The 20,365-nt window shown below is 68.1% G+C and carries 20 protein-coding genes; 8 read left to right on the top strand and 12 right to left on the bottom strand.

Annotated elements, in window-relative coordinates; all coding sequences use genetic code 11:
• Positions 1-59: 59 nt before the first annotated feature.
• The 7 genes from ACO6D5_RS04650 to ACO6D5_RS04620 all read right to left on the bottom strand — a co-directional run bounded on the left by ACO6D5_RS04650 (position 60) and on the right by ACO6D5_RS04620 (position 8,025).
• On the bottom strand, positions 60-848 hold the full coding sequence (locus tag ACO6D5_RS04650) for a heme ABC transporter ATP-binding protein (RefSeq protein ID WP_315845118.1): 789 nt from the start codon (positions 846-848) through the stop codon (positions 60-62).
• Entirely contained in the window at positions 845-1,843 is a 999-nt protein-coding gene (locus tag ACO6D5_RS04645; RefSeq protein WP_315845117.1) for an iron ABC transporter permease, read from the bottom strand. Before ACO6D5_RS04645 ends, ACO6D5_RS04650 begins: the two co-directional genes overlap by 4 nt.
• Positions 1,827-2,660 carry an ABC transporter substrate-binding protein gene (locus tag ACO6D5_RS04640; RefSeq protein ID WP_315845116.1) on the bottom strand — a complete coding sequence of 278 codons (834 nt, stop codon included), beginning with the start codon at positions 2,658-2,660 and terminating at the stop codon, positions 1,827-1,829. The genes ACO6D5_RS04645 and ACO6D5_RS04640 overlap by 17 nt, the downstream gene beginning before the upstream one ends.
• A 10-nt stretch (positions 2,661-2,670) precedes the next feature.
• Positions 2,671-3,717, bottom strand: a complete 1,047-nt coding sequence (locus ACO6D5_RS04635; RefSeq protein WP_485824726.1) for a hemin-degrading factor — start codon at positions 3,715-3,717, stop codon at positions 2,671-2,673.
• A gap of 75 nt (positions 3,718-3,792) precedes the next feature.
• Complete coding sequence (locus ACO6D5_RS04630) at positions 3,793-6,423, bottom strand: TonB-dependent receptor (RefSeq protein ID WP_485824725.1); 2,631 nt, start codon at positions 6,421-6,423, stop codon at positions 3,793-3,795.
• Between the two features lie 112 nt (positions 6,424-6,535).
• Positions 6,536-7,537, bottom strand: coding sequence for a FecR domain-containing protein (locus tag ACO6D5_RS04625; RefSeq protein WP_485824724.1), 1,002 nt, complete (start codon positions 7,535-7,537; stop codon positions 6,536-6,538).
• The gene (locus ACO6D5_RS04620; protein WP_315845112.1) at positions 7,516-8,025 is read right to left on the bottom strand and encodes a sigma-70 family RNA polymerase sigma factor; all 510 of its coding nucleotides are present in this window, start codon (positions 8,023-8,025) and stop codon (positions 7,516-7,518) included. The genes ACO6D5_RS04625 and ACO6D5_RS04620 overlap by 22 nt, the downstream gene beginning before the upstream one ends.
• Before the next feature lie 156 nt (positions 8,026-8,181).
• Here ACO6D5_RS04620 and ACO6D5_RS04615 point away from each other — a divergent pair, with 156 nt between their 5' ends.
• Positions 8,182-8,649, top strand: coding sequence for a CopD family protein (locus ACO6D5_RS04615; protein ID WP_485824723.1), 468 nt, complete (start codon positions 8,182-8,184; stop codon positions 8,647-8,649).
• Between the two features lie 184 nt (positions 8,650-8,833).
• Complete coding sequence (locus ACO6D5_RS04610) at positions 8,834-9,694, top strand: hypothetical protein (RefSeq protein ID WP_315845111.1); 861 nt, start codon at positions 8,834-8,836, stop codon at positions 9,692-9,694.
• Here ACO6D5_RS04610 and ACO6D5_RS04605 read toward each other — a convergent pair.
• Entirely contained in the window at positions 9,691-10,647 is a 957-nt protein-coding gene (locus tag ACO6D5_RS04605; protein WP_485824722.1) for a LysR family transcriptional regulator, read from the bottom strand. The genes ACO6D5_RS04610 and ACO6D5_RS04605 overlap by 4 nt on opposite strands.
• 154 nt (positions 10,648-10,801) lie before the next feature.
• On the opposite strand from ACO6D5_RS04605, the gene ACO6D5_RS04600 reads away from it, so the two are divergent.
• The 4 genes from ACO6D5_RS04600 (at position 10,802) to ACO6D5_RS04585 (ending at position 14,033) form a co-directional block, all read left to right on the top strand.
• Entirely contained in the window at positions 10,802-11,827 is a 1,026-nt protein-coding gene (locus tag ACO6D5_RS04600; protein WP_485824721.1) for a Bug family tripartite tricarboxylate transporter substrate binding protein, read from the top strand.
• Entirely contained in the window at positions 11,827-12,804 is a 978-nt protein-coding gene (locus ACO6D5_RS04595; protein ID WP_485824720.1) for an alpha/beta hydrolase, read from the top strand. Before ACO6D5_RS04600 ends, ACO6D5_RS04595 begins: the two co-directional genes overlap by 1 nt.
• A gap of 56 nt (positions 12,805-12,860) precedes the next feature.
• Positions 12,861-13,550 carry a helix-turn-helix transcriptional regulator gene (locus ACO6D5_RS04590; RefSeq protein WP_485824719.1) on the top strand — a complete coding sequence of 230 codons (690 nt, stop codon included), beginning with the start codon at positions 12,861-12,863 and terminating at the stop codon, positions 13,548-13,550.
• 69 nt (positions 13,551-13,619) lie between these two features.
• Positions 13,620-14,033: a VOC family protein gene (locus tag ACO6D5_RS04585; RefSeq protein ID WP_315844685.1), complete on the top strand. Its 414-nt coding sequence runs from the start codon at positions 13,620-13,622 to the stop codon at positions 14,031-14,033.
• A gap of 46 nt (positions 14,034-14,079) precedes the next feature.
• Here ACO6D5_RS04585 and ACO6D5_RS04580 read toward each other — a convergent pair whose 3' ends face one another.
• Positions 14,080-15,216, bottom strand: coding sequence for a threonine synthase (locus ACO6D5_RS04580; protein WP_485824718.1), 1,137 nt, complete (start codon positions 15,214-15,216; stop codon positions 14,080-14,082).
• Positions 15,217-15,313: 97 nt separating this feature from the next.
• On the opposite strand from ACO6D5_RS04580, the gene ACO6D5_RS04575 reads away from it, so the two are divergent.
• Positions 15,314-16,225, top strand: coding sequence for a LysR family transcriptional regulator (locus ACO6D5_RS04575; RefSeq protein ID WP_485824717.1), 912 nt, complete (start codon positions 15,314-15,316; stop codon positions 16,223-16,225).
• A 54-nt stretch (positions 16,226-16,279) separates the two neighbouring features.
• On the opposite strand, the gene ACO6D5_RS04570 is transcribed toward ACO6D5_RS04575, so the two are convergent.
• Together ACO6D5_RS04570 and kynU are read right to left on the bottom strand one after the other, a co-directional pair.
• Positions 16,280-17,686, bottom strand: coding sequence for an amino acid permease (locus ACO6D5_RS04570; RefSeq protein WP_485824716.1), 1,407 nt, complete (start codon positions 17,684-17,686; stop codon positions 16,280-16,282).
• Positions 17,687-17,765: 79 nt separating this feature from the next.
• Entirely contained in the window at positions 17,766-19,016 is a 1,251-nt protein-coding gene (gene kynU, locus ACO6D5_RS04565) for a kynureninase (protein ID WP_485824715.1), read from the bottom strand.
• A gap of 138 nt (positions 19,017-19,154) precedes the next feature.
• Here kynU and ACO6D5_RS04560 point away from each other — a divergent pair, with 138 nt between their 5' ends.
• A complete protein-coding gene (locus tag ACO6D5_RS04560; protein ID WP_006222611.1) occupies positions 19,155-19,628 on the top strand; it encodes an Lrp/AsnC family transcriptional regulator in 474 nt (157 codons plus the stop codon).
• A 40-nt stretch (positions 19,629-19,668) separates the two neighbouring features.
• On the opposite strand, the gene trhA is transcribed toward ACO6D5_RS04560, so the two are convergent.
• A complete protein-coding gene (gene trhA / locus ACO6D5_RS04555; RefSeq protein ID WP_006222610.1) occupies positions 19,669-20,301 on the bottom strand; it encodes a PAQR family membrane homeostasis protein TrhA in 633 nt (210 codons plus the stop codon).
• Positions 20,302-20,365 lie beyond the last annotated feature (64 nt).

Below are 20,365 nucleotides of genomic sequence, written 5' to 3'. Positions count from 1 at the left end.
TGAAAAAGGCGAATACATGCGTATCGCCTATTTTACCGGCCCCACGGCCCGTGTCCCCCTCACCCGGTCAACACCAGCAAGCGCTCCGGTTTCAGCGGGTGCGCGATCACCTGCGCATCGATCCCGTAAGCCAGGAACAGGTTGGCCGGCGTCAGCACCTGGGCGGGCGTGCCCACCGCGATGCCGCAGCCTCCGCTCAGCAGCAGCAGGCGGTCGCACCAGCGCGCGGCCAGGTTCATGTCATGCAGGATCACCAGTACGCCCGTATTGCCGGCGTGCGCCAGTTCCCAGGCGCGGCCAAGCAGGTCGCCCTGATGCTTCGGGTCCAGGCTGGCCGTGGGCTCGTCCAGCAGCAGGTAGCGCGCTTCACCAGGCGCGCGCGCGGCATGGCACTGCACCAGCACCCGCGCGAACTGCACGCGCTGCTGTTCGCCGCCGGACAGTTCGGGATAGCGGCGCCCGCCCAGGTGCGCCACGTCGGCCAGTTCCAGCGCCTGCGTCACCAGGGCATCCACCTGGCCGGGCGGCAATTCGGGAAACGGGTAGGCGCCCATGGCGACCACCTCGCGCACGTCCAGGTCGAAGGTCAGGCCGGGCTTTTGCGGCAGCACGGCGCGGCGGCGTGCAAGCTCCCGGTGCGCCATCGCCGTCAGGGCGGCGCCGTCCAGGCGCGCGTGGCCCGAGTCGGGCGTCAGTTCGGATGCCAGCGCGCCCAGCAGGGTTGACTTGCCGGCGCCGTTGGCGCCCAGCAGGCCCACCACTTCGCCCGGACGCACGTCCAGCGACACGTCGGTCAGGATGCGGGCGCCCCCGCGGGACAAAGTCAGGTTTTGCGCGGCAAGCGTCATCCGATCCTCCTTCCACGCGCCAGCAGCCACAGGAAGAACGGCCCGCCTACCAATCCCGTCACCAGGCCGATGGGCAATTCCGCCGGCACGACAACCGTACGGGCCGCCCAGTCCGCCAATACCAGCGCCAGCGCGCCAGCCAGAACGGTGGCCGGCAGCAGCCAGCGGTGGTTGGCGCCCAGCGTCAGGCGCACCAGGTGCGGCACCACCAGCCCGACGAAAACAATGGTGCCCGTGGCGGCGACCAGCGGGCCGACGATCAGCGCGCTGGCCAGCACCAGCTTGGCCCGCACGCGTTTGAGCGCATAGCCCAGATGCTGGGCCTCGCGTTCGCCCAACAGCAAGGCGTTCATGACGCGCCACTGGCTGACCAGCCACGCGCTCACAAGCAGGACCCAGGGGCCCAGGAACGCCAGCAGCTTCCAGTTGGCGCCACCCAGGCTGCCCATGTTCCAGAAAGTCAGGTCGCGCAGTTGCGCGTCGGTGGCGATGAAGGTCAGCATGCCGATCAGGCTGAACGCCATGGCGGTGATCGCCACGCCGGCCAAGAGCAGGCCTGCCACGCCCGGCACCCGCCGGCCCACCGCGTAGGCGCATAGCGTGGCCAGCAGACTGCCCACGAACGCCAACGGCGCCGTCACCCAGAACCCGCCCGAGAACAGCACGATGGCGGCCACCGCCCCCAGCGCGCCGCCTGCTGAAATGCCGATCAGGCCGGGTTCGGCCAGCGGATTGCGGAACAGCGCCTGCATGGCGGCGCCCGATATCGCCAGGCCCGCCCCCGTCACCATCGCGAACAGCACGCGCGGCAAACGGATGTCGATCAGCACATTGCGCCACAAGGCGTTTTCCGGCGTCGGCGCCCCCCACAGCAGGGATGGCAGTTCGCGCAGCGGGATCGCCACCGCGCCATGGGCGGTGGCGGCCAACGCCGCCAACACCAGGGCTGCGGTCAACAGGCCCAATGCCAACGGCGCGCTAACGCGCCATGACATCCGCGACCTCCTTTTTCAGCTGGGTCAGCGCCAGGGGCAGCCGGGGCCCCATGCCCAGGATCAGCAAGTCGTCCATCACCACCACCCGCCGCTTGGCCGCGGCTTGGGTCGACGCGATGCCCGGCAGGCGCAGGAAGGCCTCCATGCCGCCGCCCGCATCCAACGAGGCTTGCGTGACCACGATCAGGTCAGGCGCCAGCGCGCCGACGGCCTCGGCCGACAAGGGCTTGTAGCCCTGCTGGTCGTGGAGCACGTTGACCAGGCCGGCAAGATGCATGACTTCGTTGGCGGCGGTGTCGCGGCCGGCGCCTTGCGGCGATCCGGTCCGGTTGATCAGCAGGAGCGCGCGCGCCTGCGTGGCCGGCAAGGCCTCGGCGCGGGCCAGCTCGCGCGTGACCTCGTCCACCATGCGTTCGCCGGCGGGCGCCACGCCCAGCGCGTCGGCCACGCTGCGGATGCGCGCCTTCAGCGAATCGACCGAAGGCGCGTCCGACACGGTGACGACTCGGACGCCCACGCCGGCCAGGCGCTTGAGCGCATCCGGCGGGCCGGCCTGCTCAGACGCCAGGACCAGATCCGGCTTCAAGGACAGCACGCCTTCCACCGGCACGGCGCGGTAATAGCCCACGCGCGGCAGCTTGGTCGCGGCCTCGGGATACAGGCTGGACAGGTCGTCGCCCACCAGCCGGTCGCCCTGCCCCAGGCCGTAGACGATCTCCGTCACGCTGCCGCCCAGCGTCACCACCCGGCTGGGTTCGGCGGCATGAACCGCCGCCGCCACGACCCAGCCCAATGCAATTGCCAGCCACTTTTTCATCAACGGATCCTCAGGCGGCCAAGGGCGCGCCGCACAGGCTGACCATCAACTCGCGCCAGCCGGTCAGCTCCGGCTTGCCCGGCTTGCGTTCGCCGAAGAACTGCACGATCAGGTCGCCGTTGGCGGCATACACCTCCAGCGACGTCACCCAGCCGTCGGACGTGGGCTTGTTCACCACCCAGGCCGACGCGATGGCGGTCGTGTCCAGGTGCAGGTTGAACTTCGGGTCCAGCACGTTGTACCAGGGGCCGGTGCGGCGCAACTGCTCGACCGGGCCGCTATGGATCTGGATCATGCCGCGGTTGCCCACGAAGCACATGATCGACAGGCCCGATTCCGCCGCCGACTGCAGCATGCGTTCGACGGAATCAGCGGGCACGGGCTGCGCCAGGTCTTCGCCGGCCGCGGCCAGCGCCGCCAGGCGCGAGACCTTGAACTTGCGCAGCAGCGGGAAGAATTCGTGCGTGTCTTTCATGCCCAGCCAGGCCTCACGCCACCCCGCCGCGTCCTCGACCTGTTCGGCGTCGGTGGCCGGCGCGTAGGCGGTGGTTTCGGGCCATTGCGGATCGCCCGCGAACTTGGCGACAAGCGCGTCGTAGGCGGCGGCGTCCGTCGCTTCGGTGCGGTAGACCTTGTGCACGGCCACGCCGGCGGCATCGAAGAACTGCAAGCTATGGCGCCCGTCCTGCTGGACCGCCCAGGCGGACTTCCAGGCCGTGAAGAACACGCGCAGGTCGATATCGGGCCCCAGCACCAGGCCCACCGGGCCGTCGGCCTGGATGTCCAGGTATTCGCCGTGGCGTTCGTGCACGCACCAGTCGTTGCGCGTCAGCGCCATCACTTCGCCCAGCGTGCCCAGTTCGCGGAAGATGGCTTGCGGCGTGCCGTGCAGCGCCGTCGCCGTCACGCCGCCACAGCCGGCAGCGACCCATTCGGCTTCGGACACGCCCAGCGCCTGGGCCAGGTTGCGGGCGCGCAACCCGGGTTGCGAGGCCGCGAGTTCGTCGTTGCGGGCGCGCAGCGCTTCTGCGCGGGAGTTGAAATCTTGATTCGTCATCGTAGGCCCTCCGGCCGGAGCAAAGCATTCTTGAAAAACCGCCGCCGCCCGCCTGCGGGCAGCGGCGGCGCGAAATCAATACTGATAGGTCAGCGACACCCGCACGCTGCGGCCCGGTTCCGTGTACCAGTCCACCGTGCGCGGCAGCGCCTGGGTACCCGCGGTCGGCACGTTGATGGCCTCCCAGTACTTCTTGTCGAACAGGTTGAACACGCCCGCCTGCACCTGCAGCCCCTTCACCGCCGCGGGGCGCCAATAGCCCATCAAGTCCACCACACCGTAACCCGGGGCCTGGAAGTCGGCGTTGTCTGCCGCAGGCGGGCCATCGGGGTATTCGACCTTATCGCGCTTGAGCGCGGTGGTCAGCAAGGCGTCCACGCCCCATACGTCCCGGCCATAACCCACACCCAGAATGGCCTTCAACGGCGCCACCGAATTCAGATACTGCCCCGTGCCTTCATCCTTGCCCACGGTCCATGCCACCGAGCCCCAGGTGCGCCAACCCGGCGCGAACTTCCAATGCGCGCTGGCTTCGGCGCCGTAGATGCGGACCTTGGCGCGGTTCACATTGCCCGTGATGCCCAGCGGGTATTGCCCGGCCCAACCCGGCTGCCACTGCGGCGAATCGGGGCTTAGCGGCTGATTTGCATCAATAAAGTTCTGATAACGATTATCAAACAACGACACCGCAGCGCCCAGGTCGTCGGTGCCCATCTTGGCGCCCAATTCCCAACCCTTGCTGGTTTCCGGCTTCAGATAGGGATTGCCCACGCGCAGATAGGTTCCTGGCCCGCCGTAGTTGGTGTAGAGCTGGCTGGCGGTGGGCGCCTTGAATCCGTAGGCATACTGGGCGTAGAGGCTCAGCTGCTCCATCGCTTTCCAGGTGCCCAGCAGCTTCGGCGAGAAGCGGCTGCCGCTGTTGGACGGCGGCAAGGCGCCGGCGTTGGGATTGTTTTCGTAGCTGGCGGTCGACTGTGGCTTTTGCTCGTAGTGGTCGTAGCGCAGGGCCGGCATCACCGTGTAGCGACCGTCGGCGAAGCTGAACTCGTCCTGCACCCACAAGGCCCACTGGTTGCCCTTGGATTGCGGCACGTCGGCCTGGTTGGTGTGCAGCATGTCGCACGAACGCGGGCCGAAAAGCGCAGGCAGGCCCGGGCGCAACACGGGGCAATTGTCGTAGCCGCTGGAGTTCTGCTCGGTCTTGTTGCCGTACCACTCGCCGCCCACCGTCCACAGCTGCGACACCGAGGCGCCGCCCAGCCGTTTGGTCAGTTCGCCATTCACGCCAAACAGCGTCTGCTGGATGGAGTTGCTGCGCCCGTAGGGGCCGCTGGGAAAGCCGTAGCGGAAGGGGTCTCCGGGGATGATGTTCGCGCGGGAATCCACGCTGCGCACGCCGTCCAGGGAATTGTCCAGCCGCATGCGCTGCCAGTAGACGACGGCGGTCGCCGTGTCGATCAGGCTGCCTTCGCCAGGGGCCTTGTAGGAATAATCGAAGGACACGCGCTCGCGCTCGGTTTCCTTCTTCGTGCTGTTTTCGCCGTACAGGTAGCTGGTGCCCGCGCCCTGGTCGTACATGTTTTCGATGTCGGCGCGACGTTTGAAGTATTCGCCGGTCAGGCCGAACCGGTGGCCGCCTTCGACGCGCTGTTGCAGCTTCATCAGGAAGCTTTGCTGGTCGTAGTCTTCGGGGCTGGGCTGGCTGCGTTTGGGGCCATAGCCGCCGACGTCGCCACGGTTGTCGATGTCGTGGCCGTTGCGTACGCCGGCCTGCACCAGCCAGAAAGTGTTGCTGCGGATCTGGCCCGCCAATGCGGCGTTGGCGCCCCAGCTGGCGTCGGCCGAATCGTAGTCGGTCTTGGCCAGCGCGCCGAACGTCTTGCCGCCGGTCAGCAGGTCGGACGGGTCCAGCGTGTACAGGTCGGCAGTGGCGGACATGGCCCCGGAGCCGCCCCCGGTCGCATCCGCGCCGCGCACGATGTCCAGGCGCGACAGGCTGTTGAAGTCCACGGCCTCCAGGCCGCCCTTCACGCCGCGCGCGCCGTCGTCCAGCCACGGCAGGCGGATGCCGTCCACGCGCGTCAGCACGCGGTCCTGGTCCAGGCCGCGGATGTTGATGCTGTTGGTCGTCCGGTTGAAATTCACCCCCGCTTCGGCGCGCTTGCCCAGGTCGCTCCAGTTCTTGATCTGAAGATCGTCCATCTGCTTGCGGTCGGTGCTGGTTTCCCAGGCAGGGGTCACGACGGCGCCCTCGCCTTCCACCTGGACCGGCGTCAGCAGCGTCACGCCAGGCTGCGGCGCGGGCAGCAGCACAAACACGCCGGCGGTGCGTTCCTGCACGGCCAGGCCGCTGCCGGCCAGCAGCCGCGCGAAGCCTTCGCTCACGGAATACGTGCCCTGCAGCCCTGCCGTGCGGCGCTGCCCCACCAGCGTGGCATCGAACAGCACGGTCACGCCGGCGCTGTCGGCAAAGCGCGGCAAGGCCTCGGCCAGGGCGCCGGCCGGGATGCGATAGCCGCGCGCCGCAGCCTGTGCCGACGCCTGCGCGGTGGATTGCGCGTGCGCGGCGGCCAGCGGCAGCATGGCGCCGGACACGGCGGCGAACGCCAGGGCGGCATGCACGGCGCAAGTCAGGCGGGTCAGCCGGACCTGCGCGTCCGGAGCGGTTCGGGAGCCGCTTGCGCGGCCGGCGGTGAGATAAGCCATGGTCGTCCTTTCGATCCAACGGGTATCGGCATTCGTTTGCCTATACAGACCATGACCCTCGTGAATCGGGAATCGGACAGCTTGGGCGCCGGTATTTTGTAACAACGGAACATCACGCCGCGGATTGCCGCGGCCCGATGGTCACCCAATAGGCCGTGCGGTAGCGCACCTGCACCGGCAAGGTCGCGGGCAACGCGGCCAACACGGCATCGGTGTCGTTCAACTGGAAGGCGCCGGAGATACGCAGATGCGCGATTTCCGGATCGCAGCGCAGCACGCCCGAGCGGTACCGCCCCAATTCGGACGCAAAGGCGTCCAGGCGCAATTGATTGGCGTACAGCACGCCGCGCATCCAGTCGCCGGCATGCGGATCGGCAGGCGACGGCGCGGACACGCCGCCCTCGGTAAGGCTGCCTTGCTCGCCGGCCATCAGGCTCAGCATGCGGCCGGGATGCGCGCCGCTGCTGACGCGGACCTGCCCTTCCTGCACGCTGACCTGGCACTGCGCGCCGTCCTGGCGCACGCAGAATCGCGACGGCATCGCCTCGATATCGCCCAGGCTCGTGCGCACCACGAAGGGGCGCGGGTGGGGCGAGGCGTCCGCGACCGCATGCACGGCGATCTCGCCCGAACGCAGCCGGACCAGGCGGGTCGCGGCGTCGAACGCCACGTCGACGGCGCTGGCCGTATTCAGATGCAGGGTGGAGCCGTCGGCAAGCGCCACGTTGCGCCGCTCGCCCGGGCCGCTGCGGTAGTCGGCCGACCAGTCCAGGGGATCGGCGCGCCAGGCGGCCCAGCCCAGCGGGCCGGCCACCACCAGCGCCACCAACGCCTTCAAGGCCGCGCGCCGCTGCTGCAGTTCAGGCCGGTTCAGGGTGGCCATGCCGAGCGCCGCCGGGATCAGGCCGAAGCGTTCGTTCACGCGTTGCGCACGCTGCCAGGCGTACTCGTGTTCGGCTTTGCTGGCGCGCCACTGATCGCAGGCGTGGACGTCCGCATCGGTCGCGCGGCCCGAACTCAGGCGCAACAGCCACCGCGCCGCCTCGCGCGCCACGTTGCGTTCAACGGCGGGCAGTTCTGCGGCCGGCGCGCTCACATCACCGCCATGATGCATTGTTCGAATCCGCGGGTGATATAGCGGTGCACGGACCGCAGCGACACGTTCAGGCGCTCGGCGATTTCGCCGTGGCTCAGCCCTTCCAGCTGCGCCATCAGGAACGCCTGGCGCGCCGGCAGCGACAGGCCGGACAGCATTTCGTCGATCTCTTGCAGCGTCTCCAGGATGATCAGGCGATGTTCGGCGGACGGCGCCACCGCTTCCGGCATCAGCGCCAGCGCTTCCAGATACGCGTCTTCGACCGAACGGCGCCGGTGGTGGTTCAGCAGCAGGCGTTTGGCGATCGTCGTGAGGTAGGCGCGCGGTTCGCGCAAGGCGTCCAGCTCGTGGCGGTGCCGCAGCACGCGAACGAAGGTGTCCTGGGCCAGATCGGCCGCATCGAAGGTATTGCCCAATTTCGCGCGCAACCAGTTGTGCAGCCATCCATGATGAGTGCGGTACAAAAGTTGAACGGCGTCGCCTGAAGCGAGCACAGGGTTCGGCACGACGGGCTCCCAGAACGCTATACACAAATAGAAATCAATCTCATTCTAAATGCAAAACCATGATTCCGGTCAAGTCCGCGCCAGATTCTGTGGCGGCGATATGATGGGGACAGACCGGGCGGCACTCCGCGGCCCTTCCCTTGCAGGCAGCCTCCCATGTTCTATAGCGTCTTGAAATTCATCCACGTGATCGCCGTGATCCTGTGGGTCGGCGGCATGCTGTTCGCGCACTGTTTCCTGCGGCCGGCGGCCGCGCAGTTGGAACCGCCCGCGCGCCTGAAGCTGATGGCGTCGGTGCTGGGCCCCTTTTTGAACGCCGTGCTGGCGGCGATCGTGCTGATCCTGCTGACGGGCGTCTCGATGATCGGGCAGGAAGCCAGCCAGGCCGTGCGCACGGGCGGCGCCTTCTTCATGCCGCTGGCCTGGACGCTGATGGCCGGCGGCGGGATCGTGATGATGGCCATCTTCGGCCATATCCGGTTCGCGCTCTATAAGCGCCTTGCCGCCGCCGTGGCCGCGTCCGATTGGCCCAAAGGCGGCCAGGCCATGGCGGGCATCCGCCGCTGGGTCAGCGTGAATCTGGTGCTGGGCATCGCCATCGTGGCCATCGTCTTCCTGGTCTAGCGCTTGGGCGCCCCCTTTCGGGATTGACAAGCCCCCGGGCGGATACCATCCGCGGCCGCCACCTATCGGCCAAGCAGCGACTGGTATCGGGATTCTTTCGGCTGGTGCAATACCCCGTACATGCGCAGTGGCCACACTGCGCATGACTCTCGCGGGTCACGTCAACAACGACAAGGGATTCCCCATGATCAAACGTGCATTCCACCTGGCCGCCCTCGGCCTGTTCGCCACCTCGTTCGCGGCCCAGGCCGCTGCGCCCATCGACAACAGCGCCCTGGACAAACCGGAGTTCCGCGCCCACAAGGCGACCTACGGCGTGGTCTACCGCCTGCCGCAGGACGTCAACGCCGTCCTGGACGCCAAGATCACCGGCACGCTCAAGCAGGACCTGCTGGCGCTGGGCCTGAAGACCGAGGCCGAAACGCCCAACATGCCGCACGTGACCGTGGTCCATATCCACAGCGCCGACCCCGAGACGCCTGCACGCATGCTGCGCGCGCTGCCCAAGCCGCCCGCCCCCTTGCAGGTCACCTTGAAGACCTTCTACCCGACCGAAGCCGCCAAGGGCGCGGGCCACCCCTGGTGGCTGGACCTGGGCGTCGTCAAAAGCGGCCAGGGCTTCGAAGACATGATGCGCTACAACACGGTGACGACCGCCGCGCTGGCCCCCTTGCGCGACGGCCCGCTGCCGCGCGTGACGGGCCCCGTCTACGCCAAGATGGGCGACGCGGGCAAGGACCTGGTCAAGACGATGGGCGTGAGCGGCGTCAACATCATGCAGGACGGCAAAGAGGTGCGCGCGCATAACCCGCACACCACGCTCGTCTACAGCATGGCGATCTACGACGCCCGCCTGCAGGACGCCATGAAGCAGGAGTCCGACAAGTTCAACGCCGTGCTGCCCGACGGCATCAACACCACGTTCAAGGACGTGTCCATCGTCGAAATCGGCTTTGCCGGCAACGTCGTGCGCGAGATCTATCGCGTCAGCCTGGAAGACGGCTCGGTCATCGACGTGGCGACGGGCAAGAAGGTCGGCTCCTAAGCCGGCCGGGCTGCAGGAGCGCCCGCGCGTTCCTGCAGCACCTCGCGGATCTGGTCGCGCAGCCACGCCTGCTGCGGCGACGTGTGCTGGCGGCGCGCCCACACCATCACGAACTCGATCTTGCGCAGACGCGCGGGCAACTCCAGCACCGCCAACGGAAAGTGCCGGCTGTGCGCCTGCGCCACGCTGGCGGGCATGGTGGTGGCGTAGTCGGTGTCCAGCAACACGTAGGGCGTGATGCCGAACCCCGACAGGTAGGCCGAGAATTCCAGGCGCGCGGCATCGGGCTTCAAGGCACGGTCGAAGTTGGTCTCCCGGCCGTACATCTGCGCGAAGGCGAACCACTTGATGGCGGACAGGTCGGCCAGCGTCAGCGCCTTGCGGCCCGCCCACGGATGCCGCGCAGACACGACGCAGACGCGCCGGTCGCGCAACAGGGTGTCGCGGTGAAAACGCGCCGGCACCTTGCCGAACAGGCCGATGGCGATGTCCAGCCGCTCCGCGTCCAGATCGTCGGGCACGAAATCGCCGTGCACCGACTGGAAGCGCAGCGTGATGCCCGGCGCCAGGCGATGCAGCCTTTCCAGCAAGGGCGCGGCCAGCAGGATTTCACTGTGCGCGCCGGTGCCGATATTGACGACGCCGCTGGCCCGCGCGGGGTCGAAGGCTTCGGGCGGGCGCAGCGCCGATTCGATCTGCGCCAGCGCGTCGTGCACCGCGGCGTGCAACTCCAGCGCCCGCTCGGTCGGAATGAAGCGCCCTTTCACCACCACCAGCAGCGGGTCTTCCAACCGGCGGCGCAAGCGCGCCAGGTCGCGGCTGATGGCCGGCTGCGTCTTGTGCAGCACGGCCGAACTGGCGGTGGCGCTGCGCGTGCGCATCAGCACGTCGAAGGTCAGCAGCAGGTTCATGTCCAGCCGCCGCAGATAGGGCAAGGGTTGCGTGTCGCTCATCCCCCAATCCTATGCGTACCAAGCATGAATGAAAAGTCGTATATCTATTTCGGTATAGCCTGCTTGCGCGCCCGGCATTGGGCAGCGGGCAGCCGCCAGTCTACAGTCGCCGGCAGATCGGGCATTTCGCACCCGACAGCTGGAGACTTCCGCAATGGGCCCCTCACGCCTGATCGCCGCGCCCTGGCGCGCGGCCTCCCCCCGCCGCTGGCTGCTGGCTGCCGGCGCCGTCCTGACCGGGGCCGCGCTGGCGCTGGGCGCCTTGCAGCCGGCCGCCGCCGCCGACTTCCCGGCACGCCCGATTACGCTGGTGGTGCCTTTCCCTGCCGGCGGCACGCCCGACATCCTGGCGCGCATCCTGAGTGAAAACCTGGCGCGCCGCCTGGGTCAGCCGTTGATCGTGGAAAACCGCGCGGGCGCGGGCGGCAACATCGGCGCGCAGGCCGTGGCGCGCGCAGCGCCCGACGGCTACACGCTGCTCATGTGCGCGTTCGGCTGCACGGTCGCCCCGTCGCTTTATCAGCCCGCCCCCTACGACATCGTCAAGGACTTCGCGCCTGTCGCGATGATCGGCACGGTGCCCAGCGTGCTGGTCGTCAACCCGCAGGTGCCGGCCAAGACGCTGCCCGAACTGCTGGCCTACGCCCGCGCCAACCCCGGCAAGCTGAATTCGGCCTCGTCCGGCGTGGGCGGGTCGGCCCATCTGGCCACGGAATTGCTCAAGCAGCGCGCCGGGATCGACCTGGCGCACATCCCCTACAAGGGCGCGGGCCAGGTGGCGGCCGACCTGCTGGGCGGACAGGTCGACATGTATTTCGACAATCTGCCGGCGTCGCTGGCCAACATCCGCGCGGGCAAGCTGCGCGCACTGGCCGTGGCCAGCCGCCAACGCGCGCCCGCCATCCCGGACGTGCCGACCTTCGCGGAAAGCGGCGTGCCCGATTTCCTGATCACGCCCTGGTTCGGCGTCATGGCGCCGGCCCGCACGCCGGACGCCACGCTGGCCGCGCTGCATGACGCGTTCACCGATGCGCTGGCCGCGCCCGACGTCGCCGCCAAGATGCGCGAACTGGGCGTGGAGACCGCCGCCGGATCCCGCCAGGCGCTGGGCGAATTCGTCACCGCCGAAACCGCGCGCTGGAAGAATGTGATCCAGGCCAACCACATCAAGGCCGAGTGATGGCGGCGGACCAGGCGGCCTTGGACGGCGCGGGCGCGCCGCCCCCGATCCGGTTGCGCGACATGGGGTCTTTCCACGTCGGCGGGCACGATGTCCGGCTGTCGGGCTTGCCCTGCCGCGAGGTCGTCATGGCCGAAGGCGGCCAGCCCGTCTCGCTGGACCCGAACGGCACCTATCGCGTCGAGCAGATGTATGCGCAGTATTTCCTGGCAGAACCCGCAAGCGGCCGCCCGCCGCTGGCTTTCTGGCATGGCGGCGGCATGACGGGCGCGGCGTGGGAAACCACGCCGGACGGCCGCGAAGGCTGGCTGAACGCCTTCCTGCGGCGCGGCTGGGACGCCTACCTGTGCGACGCGGTGGAGCGCGGCCGCGCGGGCTACGCGCTGGTGCCCGAGATCTGGCCCGAAGCTCCCATCGTGCAAACGCGGGAAGACTGCTACACGCGGTTCCGCATCGGCCGCCCGGACACGCGCCCCGGGCCGGACAGCGCCTATCCCAACACGCAGTTCCCCGTCGCCGCATTCGACCGCCTGGCCGCCCAGATGGTGCCGCGCTGGGTCCACACCGACGCGGCCATCCTGCAGGGCTATCTGGCGCTGCTGGAACGCGTGGGGCGGATGATCATCGTCTGCCATTCGCAGGCAGGCGTCTTCGGCATCCGCGCGGCGCAGGCCCGGCCCGACCGGGTACGCGCCGTGGTGGCGCTGGAGCCGGCCAGCATCCCCTTGCTGGCGCCGGAGGCCGACTACCGCACGCCGACGCTGATCGTGATGGGCGACAACATGGACACCGACCCGCGCTGGCCGCGGATGCGGGCGCGGGTGCAGGACTTCGCGCGTCGCTACCCCTGCGTCACCGTGCTGTCCCTGCCCGATCAGGGCATCACCGGCAATTCGCACATGCTGATGATGGACCGCAACAGCCTCGCCCTGGCCGGGCGCGTGCATGACTGGCTGATGGACCTGCCGCCGGGCTGACGCAATACTGCCATTTCGTGGCAGCATTACGGCATCCGATTCCGTCGTCCTGCCCCATGTCCCGCACCGAACGTCTGCTGGAGCTGCTCCAGACCCTGCGCCGCCACCGCCTGCCCGTCAGCGGCCAGCGGCTGGCCGCCGAAATGGGCATCAGCCTGCGCACGCTCTACCGCGACATCGCGACGCTGCAATGCCAGGGCGCCGAGATCGAAGGCGAGCCCGGTGTGGGCTACGTGCTGCGCCCCGGATTCATGCTGCCGCCCCTGATGTTCAGCACCGAAGAGATCGAAGCCCTGGTGCTGGGCACGCGCTGGGTGGCGGGCCGCTCGGACGAACGCCTGGGGCTGGCTGCCCGCAATGCGCTGGCCAAGATCGGCGCGGTGCTGCCGCAGGAACTGCGCGACGAACTGGACGCCATTCCGTTGCTGGTGGCCCCTAGCTCCAGCGACGTCATCGACCGGGTCGACGTGGCGCTGATCCGCCAGGCGATCCGCAGCGAACGCAAGCTGGAAATCCAGTATCGCGACGACAAGGGGTCGGATTCCGCCCGCGTGATCTGGCCCTTTGCGCTGGGCTTTTTCGACAGCGTGCGGCTGGTCATGGCCTGGTGTGAACTGCGCCAGGATTTCCGGCATTTCCGCACCGACCGCATCGCCGCCGTGAGCGCGGGCGACCGCTACCCCCGGCGGCGCCACGCCCTGTTGAAAGAGTGGCGTGCCATCCACCAGGAACCAAAAAAATCCTGATGCACACTACTGCCAAAAACTGACAGTACCCCTGCCTAACATGAGCGCATCAACCACCAGGAGCGCATCATGTCCGACACCAACTACGTCCTCTTCTACGTCGAAAAGCCCCAGGCCAGCGCGGCGTTCTACAGCGCGCTGCTGCAACGCCAACCTGTCGAGAACTCGCCCACTTTCGCCCTCTTCGTGCTGGATTCCGGCCTGAAGCTGGGATTGTGGTCGCGCTACACCGTGGAACCGGCCGCGGCCGGCCGCGGCGGCGCGTCCGAACTGGCCTTTGCCGTGGCGGACCCCGGCGTCGTCGACCAGCGCCATCGGGAATGGAGCCTGCGCGGCCTGCCCATCCTGCAAGCCCCCACCGACGCGGATTTCGGGCGCACCTTCGTTGCGCTCGATCCTGACGGGCATCGCCTGCGCGTGTTCTCGCTTGCCCCCGAGCTGGCCGCGCCAAACGAACGCACTGCGGCGGCCCAGGCCAGTTGATCCCAGCGCGGGCCCGTCGATAGTCCGAACGGGCCCGCGCCCCGATTCACTGCGCCGCCGAATACAGGTCGGTCATGAACTGCGTGGACTTGATGCCGGTGCCGGTCAGCAGCACCACCGTGCGTTCACCCGCCTGGATCGCGCCGCGCGCCTGCAGCACGTCCAAGGCCGCCGCCGCCGTGGCGCTGGTCGGTTCGGCGTACAGGCCGGACATCGCCAGCCGCCGCACTGCCGCCACGATATCCGCCTCCGGCACCGCCACCGTCTGTCCGCCGCTGGCCCGCACGGCCTGCAACACCTCCCGCAAGCGCACCGGGTGCTTGATGGCCGTGCCTTCGGCCACGGTGGGCAGCACCTCGCGCGGCACGGCGCTGTCCACGCCCGCCTGGAAGCTGGCGTCCACCGGCGAACAATTCAGCGGCTGCGCCACGAACAGCTTGGGCAGCCGGCGGATCTGGCCGGCCGCCAGCAGTTCGGCGAACCCGATGGCGCAACCCAGCACGTTGCTGCCCGCGCCCGCCGGGATCACGATGTTGTCGGGGGCCTGGAAACCGAAGTCTTCCCACATTTCGTAGGCGATGGATTTGGTGCCTTGCAGGAAGAACGGCTGCCAGTTGTGGCTGGCGTAGAAGATGTCTTGCAACGCACGGATGGCTTCGGTCTGCGAATTCTCGCGCGGGCCTTCCACCAGGCGCACGTCGGCGCCGAACGCGCGGATCTGCGCCACTTTGGCGATGGACGTGTAGGCAGGCGCGAAAATGGTGACGCCCATGCCCGCCGCCGCGCCGAAGGCCGCGATGGCCGCGCCGCCGTTGCCGGAGCTATCCTCGGCCACGGCCGGTATGCCGATCTGGCGCAGCCACGACAGCATGACCGCCGCGCCGCGGTCCTTGAAGCTGCACGTGGGGTTGAACCATTCCAGTTTGAAATGCGGGCGCAAGCCGCCCCAGGCGCGCTCGACCATCGGCGTGCCGCCCTCGCCCATCGATACCGGCGTCGCGATGTCCTGCGGCAAAGCGGCGCGATAGCGCCAGATGGAGCGGTCGCGCGTATCGATATCGTCGCGGGATATCCCCGGCAACGGCGAGATCATCAGCGGGGTTTGCGCGTCGGAGCACCAGCGGGCATCGGTGATCGGGTAGCGTTGGCCGGATAGCGGGTCCACATAGCAGGGTTGCGACATGATGTAGGCAGGCAAGGCAGGAAAGCCGCCAGTCTAGGCCGGGCGAGCATCGAAGCGTTGCAATATCATGTTGCGGAAAACGCAATGGAGAATCCGCATGGAACGAGGCGCGCTATGGGAATACCAGGTGTTCTGCGCCGTGGCTGAACGCCAGAGCTTCGTACTGGCCGCCCGCGCGCTGGGCGCCTCGCCCAGCGCCGTGACGCGGGCCGTGCAGTCATTGGAGCGCCAGGTGGGCGCGCAACTGCTGTTGCGCAGCAAGAGCAGCGTCGTGCTCACTCCGCAGGGCGAAAGCTATTTCCAGTCGGCGCGCGAGCTGCTGCGGCTTGAGGCGCAAGCGCGCGACGACTTGCAGGACGTCGAGGGCGGCGCCCAGGGCCGCCTGCGCTTTTCGGCGCCCGACCTGCTGGGCGTGGTCCTGCTGCCGGCCGTGCTGCGCCAGTATGCGGACGCGCATCCCGGCGTCAGCATGGACATCCTGTACACCGACAAATGGGTAGACCCGATCGCCGAAGGCCTGGACTTTGCGATCCGAGGCGGTTTTCCAGCGTCCAGCGACCTGCTGGGCGCGCGCCTGTGGCCATACGACCGGCTGCTGTGCGCCAGTCCGGACTACGTGCGCCGCATGGGCCTGCCCCGCGAACCCGAAGACCTGAAGTCGCACCGCCTGGTGATGCACACCGGGCCGCGCGTGCTGAAGGACTGGCACCTGCGGCAAGACAAGCGCATCTTGCGGCTGCACGCCGAACCCGCCGTGCGCGTCAGCAGCGGCAGCGGCTTGATGGCGATGGTGCTGCAAGGCATGGGGATCGCGCGGCTGGCGGACTGGGCCGCGCAGCCCGAGATCGAGCGCGGGGCGCTGGTACGGGTATGTCCAGGTTATACCGTGACCTCCGCCCAAGGCGCCGCGCCGCAAATGCATGCGGTGTACGCGTCGCGCTCGCTGCCGGCCCGCGCCCGCGCGATGCTTGCGGCGATCCGGCAATGCGGCAACGGCCCGGGGCGCTAGCGCCCCGGGCCCGTCTTCACTGCGCTGGCTACCCTTGCCGACTACCCTTGCCGACTACCCGCGCTGGCTGCGCGTTTGCAGCACCACGGTTTCGCCGCGCTTCTTGAACAACAGGAAATACAGCGCCGCCAGGATCAGCAGGAACGGCACGCCGAAGGCCAGCGTCATCTTGAACACGCCGGTGAACGCCGTCGTGATCAGGATCGCCAGCATCGCGACCGCGCCCAGCAACGTCAGCGCCGGAAAGCCGGGCATCCTGAACGACAGCGCGGCGCCCCCTTCGCGCGCCCAGCGGCGGCGGAAGAAGTAATGCGTGACGAAGATCATCATCCAGGTGAACAGCGCGCCGAACATCGAGATGGCCATCATCAGCGTGAACGAGGTCTCCGGATACAGCGCATTGAGCACCGCCGCGATGGCGATGCCGCTGGTTGACAGCAGCAGCGCGTTCAGCGGCGTGCCGCTGCGCGTCAGCCGACCCAGCACGGATGGCGCGTGCCCGGCGCGCGACAGGCTGAACATCATTCGCGTCGTGATGTAGAGCTGGCTGTTCATGGCCGACAGCGCCGCCACCAGCACGATGAAGTTGATGACGCCCGCGGCGCCAGGGATGTCCAGCGCCTGCATCACCTTCACGAACGGGCTGCCGCCCTTGCCCGCTTCATCCCACGGCACGATGGCCAGGATCAGCGCCAAGGTCAGCAGGTAGAAAACGACCAGCCGGACGATGGTGGCGCGGAACGCCTTCTTGACGGCGCGTTCGGGATCCTCGGCTTCGCCCGCGGCCACCGCGATCATCTCCACGCTCAGGTAGCTGAAGATCGAGATCACCACGGCGATCCACATGCCCCACACGCCATTCGGGAAGAACCCGCCATGCGAGGTGTACAGCGCCGTGCCGTACTGCGGATTGCCCCAGACCACATAGGCCCCCAGGATGATGAAGGCCACGATCGCCGTGATCTTGATCGTCGAGAACCAGTATTCGATGGTGCCGAAAGCCTTGACGCTCATCGCGTTGATGAAGATCAGCGCCGCTGAAAACACGCATACCCATTGCCAACCGGGCACCGCGGGGAACCAGTACTTCATGTATTCGGCCACCGCCGTCACTTCGGTGCCCACCGCCAGCACCACGCAGGACCAGTACGCGTAGCGCACCAGGAACCCCGCCAGCGGGCCGACGTAGTGCTCGGCATAGGCGCCGAAAGAACCGGACGTGGAATGCGCCACCGTCATTTCGGCCAGGCAGCCCATCAGCAGCAGCGTGATCAGCCCGCCGATGGCGTAGCTGATGATCACGCTGGGGCCGGCGAACCCGATGGCGAACTTGCTGCCCAGGAACAGGCCGGTGCCGATCGCCCCGCCGATGGCGATCATGCTCATCTGGCCCGAGGTCAAGCGCCGCTTGAGCCCCTTTTCACGTTCGGCGATTTCGCCGAACCCTTGTTGTTGCCGCATTGTCTCCTCCTTGTACTGCGCTCTCTTCATGGATGTAAGGCCGGTTTGGCCTGCGCGATAAGGCAACGCTTCGGGGCGCTCAGGTCACGGCGGACCGTTGCTTGAACTCAGGCTGGTCCCAGGCGCGGCTGTCCAGCACGTCCTTCAGGATATCCACTGCGTCCCACACGTCGGCATAGCCGAAGTACAGCGGCGTCAGGCCGAAGCGCAGCACCTCGGGTTCGCGGTAATCGCCGATCAGGCCGCGCGCGATCAGCGCCTGCATCACCTCGTAGCCATTGGGATGGCGGAAGCTGACGTGGCTGCCGCGATCGGCGTGCTTGCGCGGCGTGACGAGCGTAAGCGGATGGCCCTCGCAGCGTTCCTCGACCAGCGCGATGAACAGGTCGCCCAAGGCCAGCGATTTGCTGCGCACTTCGGCCATGTCCGCCTCGTGGGCCACGTCCAGGCCGCATTCCACCAGCGACAGCGACACGATGGGCTGGGTGCCGCACAGGTAGCGGCGAATGCCGCCGGCCGGCTCGTAGGCAACGGCCATGTCGAACGGGCGCGTGTGGCCCCACCAGCCCGACAGCGGCTGCCAGAAGTCCTTGGTGTGGCGCGGCGCCACCCAGATGAAGGCGGGCGAACCCGGGCCGCCGTTCAGGTACTTATAGGTGCAGCCGACGGCGAAGTCGGCGTTGGCGCCATTCAAGTCCACCGGCACCGCGCCCGCGGCATGCGCCAGGTCCCAGATGGTCAGCGCGCCGCGCTCATGCGCCAGCGCGGTCACGGCGGCCATGTCGTGCATCTGGCCGCTGCGGTAGTTCACGTGCGACAGCAGCATCACGGCGACGGATTCGTCCAGCGCCTTGTCCAGCGGCAGCGTCTCGTCGATCAGGCGCATCTCGTAGCCCTGCTGCAGCAGGTCGATCATGCCCTGGATCATGTAGAGATCGGTCGGGAAGTTGTCGCGTTCGGACAGGATGACGCGGCGCGTCGGCTGCTTGCCCTGCTGGATGCGCAGCCCGGCGGCCAGCGCCTTGAAAATGTTCAGCGACGTGGTGTCGGTGACCACCAGCTCGCCCTCGCGCGCGCCCAGCAGGCTGCCCAGCTTGTCGCCCAGGCGGGCGGGCAATTCGAACCAGCCGGCGGTGTTCCAGCTGCGGATCAGGCCCGTGCCCCATTCCTGGGTGATGACCTCGGCAGCGCGGGCGGCGGCAGCCTTCGGGCTGACGCCCAGCGAATTGCCGTCCATATAGAGCACGCCGGGCGGCAGCGCGAAGCGCGCCTTCAGGGGGGCCAGGGGGTCTTTCCGGTCTGCGGCGACGCAGTCTTCACGCGTAGTCATGCAATGCTCCTTCGGGCAATGTCCTGCAAACAGGATAGCAGCGCCAATGAGCCGAAATATTGCAAATCCGGGCGTGGCTTACCCTAGGATTCCGCAGTAAATTGCACGAAACCCGAATTTTCAGAATTGGATTGCCCCATGCAACTCGACGCGATAGACCAGCGCATCCTGTACCGGCTGCAAGAGAACGGCCAGCTCAGCAACCAGGACCTGGCCGAACAGGTGGCGCTGTCACCCTCGGCCTGCCTGCGCCGCGTGCGGGCGCTGGAGGAAGGCGGGATGATCCGGCAGTACCGGGCAGTGCTGGACGCCGAGAAGCTGGGATTCGAGCTGGAGGCCATTGTCCACGTGTCGCTGGACCAATCGCGCCCGGGCTGGCACGAGGCGTTCCTGGCCGGCATCGCCGCCCACGACGAGATCACCGAAGCCAGCATCGTGACGGGCGCCTCCAACTACATCCTGACGGTGCGCACGCGCAACCTGTCGGCGTTTTCGCAGTTCGTGGAAGACAAGCTCAGCAAGATCGCAGGGGTGCGCGACCTGTGTTCGCATATCGTCATGCGCAAAGTGAAAGACCGGGGCGGCATGCTGCCGCTGGCCAGCTGGCGCTGACGGCACCCGCGGGCGGCCGGGCGGACGCCCCGCGCCCCGTTCAGGCGGGCGTGCCGTAGCGCAGGAAACCGAATACCGTGACGAAATGGCAGGCAGACCCGCCCATCACGAACAGGTGCCAGATCCCGTGGGCGTGGCGCCAGCGCTTGTCGTTCACGTAGAACAGCGTGCCCACCGTGTACGCGGCCGCCCCCGCCAGCAGCCAAGCCAGGCCCGCGGACGACAGCGCGCCGGCGATCGGGGCGGCGAACATCACCCCCAGCCAGCCCATCGCCAGGTACAGCGGCAAGGCCGGCGCCGCGCCGCGCGCCCACCAGAGCTCGCGGCTGATGCCGATGGCGGCCAGCAGCCAGATGGCCACGCCCATCGCCGCGCCCCACCCGTGCTCCACCGGCCCGAACGCCAGCGGCGTATAGGTCCCGGCGATCAGCAGGTAGATGGCGCAATGGTCCGCCTTGGCCCAGCGGGCCTTGTTGCGGCCCCGGGTGCAGTGGTACAGCACCGACGAGGCATAGACGGCGATCATCGATGCCGCGAACACCGCGCAGCTGACGATCTGTTTCGTGTCCACCTTCAGTTCGGCCGCGCGCGAGATCAGCCAACCGGACGCCCCCACCGCCAGCGCCAGGCCGGCCAGGTGCGTGGCGCCATTGAACCGTTCGCCTTCGTACATAGAGAGCCCCCAGGACACCGGATGCCCGGTGTCCCCCATCATGTTCCCGTCCTGTGACAATCTG

The organism is Achromobacter sp. (assembly GCF_057314935.1).
This window is presented reverse-complemented; position numbering and strand designations above follow the sequence as displayed.

Excerpts from the sequence above, each read along its gene's own strand:
- ACO6D5_RS04650 (WP_315845118.1), bottom strand. The coding sequence starts at position 848 with ATGACGCTTGCCGCGCAAAACCTGACTTTGTCCCGCGGGGGCGCCCGC.
- ACO6D5_RS04645 (WP_315845117.1), bottom strand. The coding sequence starts at position 1,843 with ATGTCATGGCGCGTTAGCGCGCCGTTGGCATTGGGCCTGTTGACCGCA.
- ACO6D5_RS04640 (WP_315845116.1), bottom strand. The coding sequence starts at position 2,660 with ATGAAAAAGTGGCTGGCAATTGCATTGGGCTGGGTCGTGGCGGCGGCG.
- ACO6D5_RS04635 (WP_485824726.1), bottom strand. The coding sequence starts at position 3,717 with ATGACGAATCAAGATTTCAACTCCCGCGCAGAAGCGCTGCGCGCCCGC.
- ACO6D5_RS04630 (WP_485824725.1), bottom strand. The coding sequence starts at position 6,423 with ATGGCTTATCTCACCGCCGGCCGCGCAAGCGGCTCCCGAACCGCTCCG.
- ACO6D5_RS04625 (WP_485824724.1), bottom strand. The coding sequence starts at position 7,537 with ATGCATCATGGCGGTGATGTGAGCGCGCCGGCCGCAGAACTGCCCGCC.
- ACO6D5_RS04615 (WP_485824723.1), top strand. The coding sequence starts at position 8,182 with ATGTTCTATAGCGTCTTGAAATTCATCCACGTGATCGCCGTGATCCTG.
- ACO6D5_RS04610 (WP_315845111.1), top strand. The coding sequence starts at position 8,834 with ATGATCAAACGTGCATTCCACCTGGCCGCCCTCGGCCTGTTCGCCACC.
- ACO6D5_RS04605 (WP_485824722.1), bottom strand. The coding sequence starts at position 10,647 with ATGAGCGACACGCAACCCTTGCCCTATCTGCGGCGGCTGGACATGAAC.
- ACO6D5_RS04600 (WP_485824721.1), top strand. The coding sequence starts at position 10,802 with ATGGGCCCCTCACGCCTGATCGCCGCGCCCTGGCGCGCGGCCTCCCCC.
- ACO6D5_RS04595 (WP_485824720.1), top strand. The coding sequence starts at position 11,827 with ATGGCGGCGGACCAGGCGGCCTTGGACGGCGCGGGCGCGCCGCCCCCG.
- ACO6D5_RS04590 (WP_485824719.1), top strand. The coding sequence starts at position 12,861 with ATGTCCCGCACCGAACGTCTGCTGGAGCTGCTCCAGACCCTGCGCCGC.
- ACO6D5_RS04585 (WP_315844685.1), top strand. The coding sequence starts at position 13,620 with ATGTCCGACACCAACTACGTCCTCTTCTACGTCGAAAAGCCCCAGGCC.
- ACO6D5_RS04580 (WP_485824718.1), bottom strand. The coding sequence starts at position 15,216 with ATGTCGCAACCCTGCTATGTGGACCCGCTATCCGGCCAACGCTACCCG.
- ACO6D5_RS04575 (WP_485824717.1), top strand. The coding sequence starts at position 15,314 with ATGGAACGAGGCGCGCTATGGGAATACCAGGTGTTCTGCGCCGTGGCT.
- ACO6D5_RS04570 (WP_485824716.1), bottom strand. The coding sequence starts at position 17,686 with ATGCGGCAACAACAAGGGTTCGGCGAAATCGCCGAACGTGAAAAGGGG.
- kynU (WP_485824715.1), bottom strand. The coding sequence starts at position 19,016 with ATGACTACGCGTGAAGACTGCGTCGCCGCAGACCGGAAAGACCCCCTG.
- ACO6D5_RS04560 (WP_006222611.1), top strand. The coding sequence starts at position 19,155 with ATGCAACTCGACGCGATAGACCAGCGCATCCTGTACCGGCTGCAAGAG.
- trhA (WP_006222610.1), bottom strand. The coding sequence starts at position 20,301 with ATGTACGAAGGCGAACGGTTCAATGGCGCCACGCACCTGGCCGGCCTG.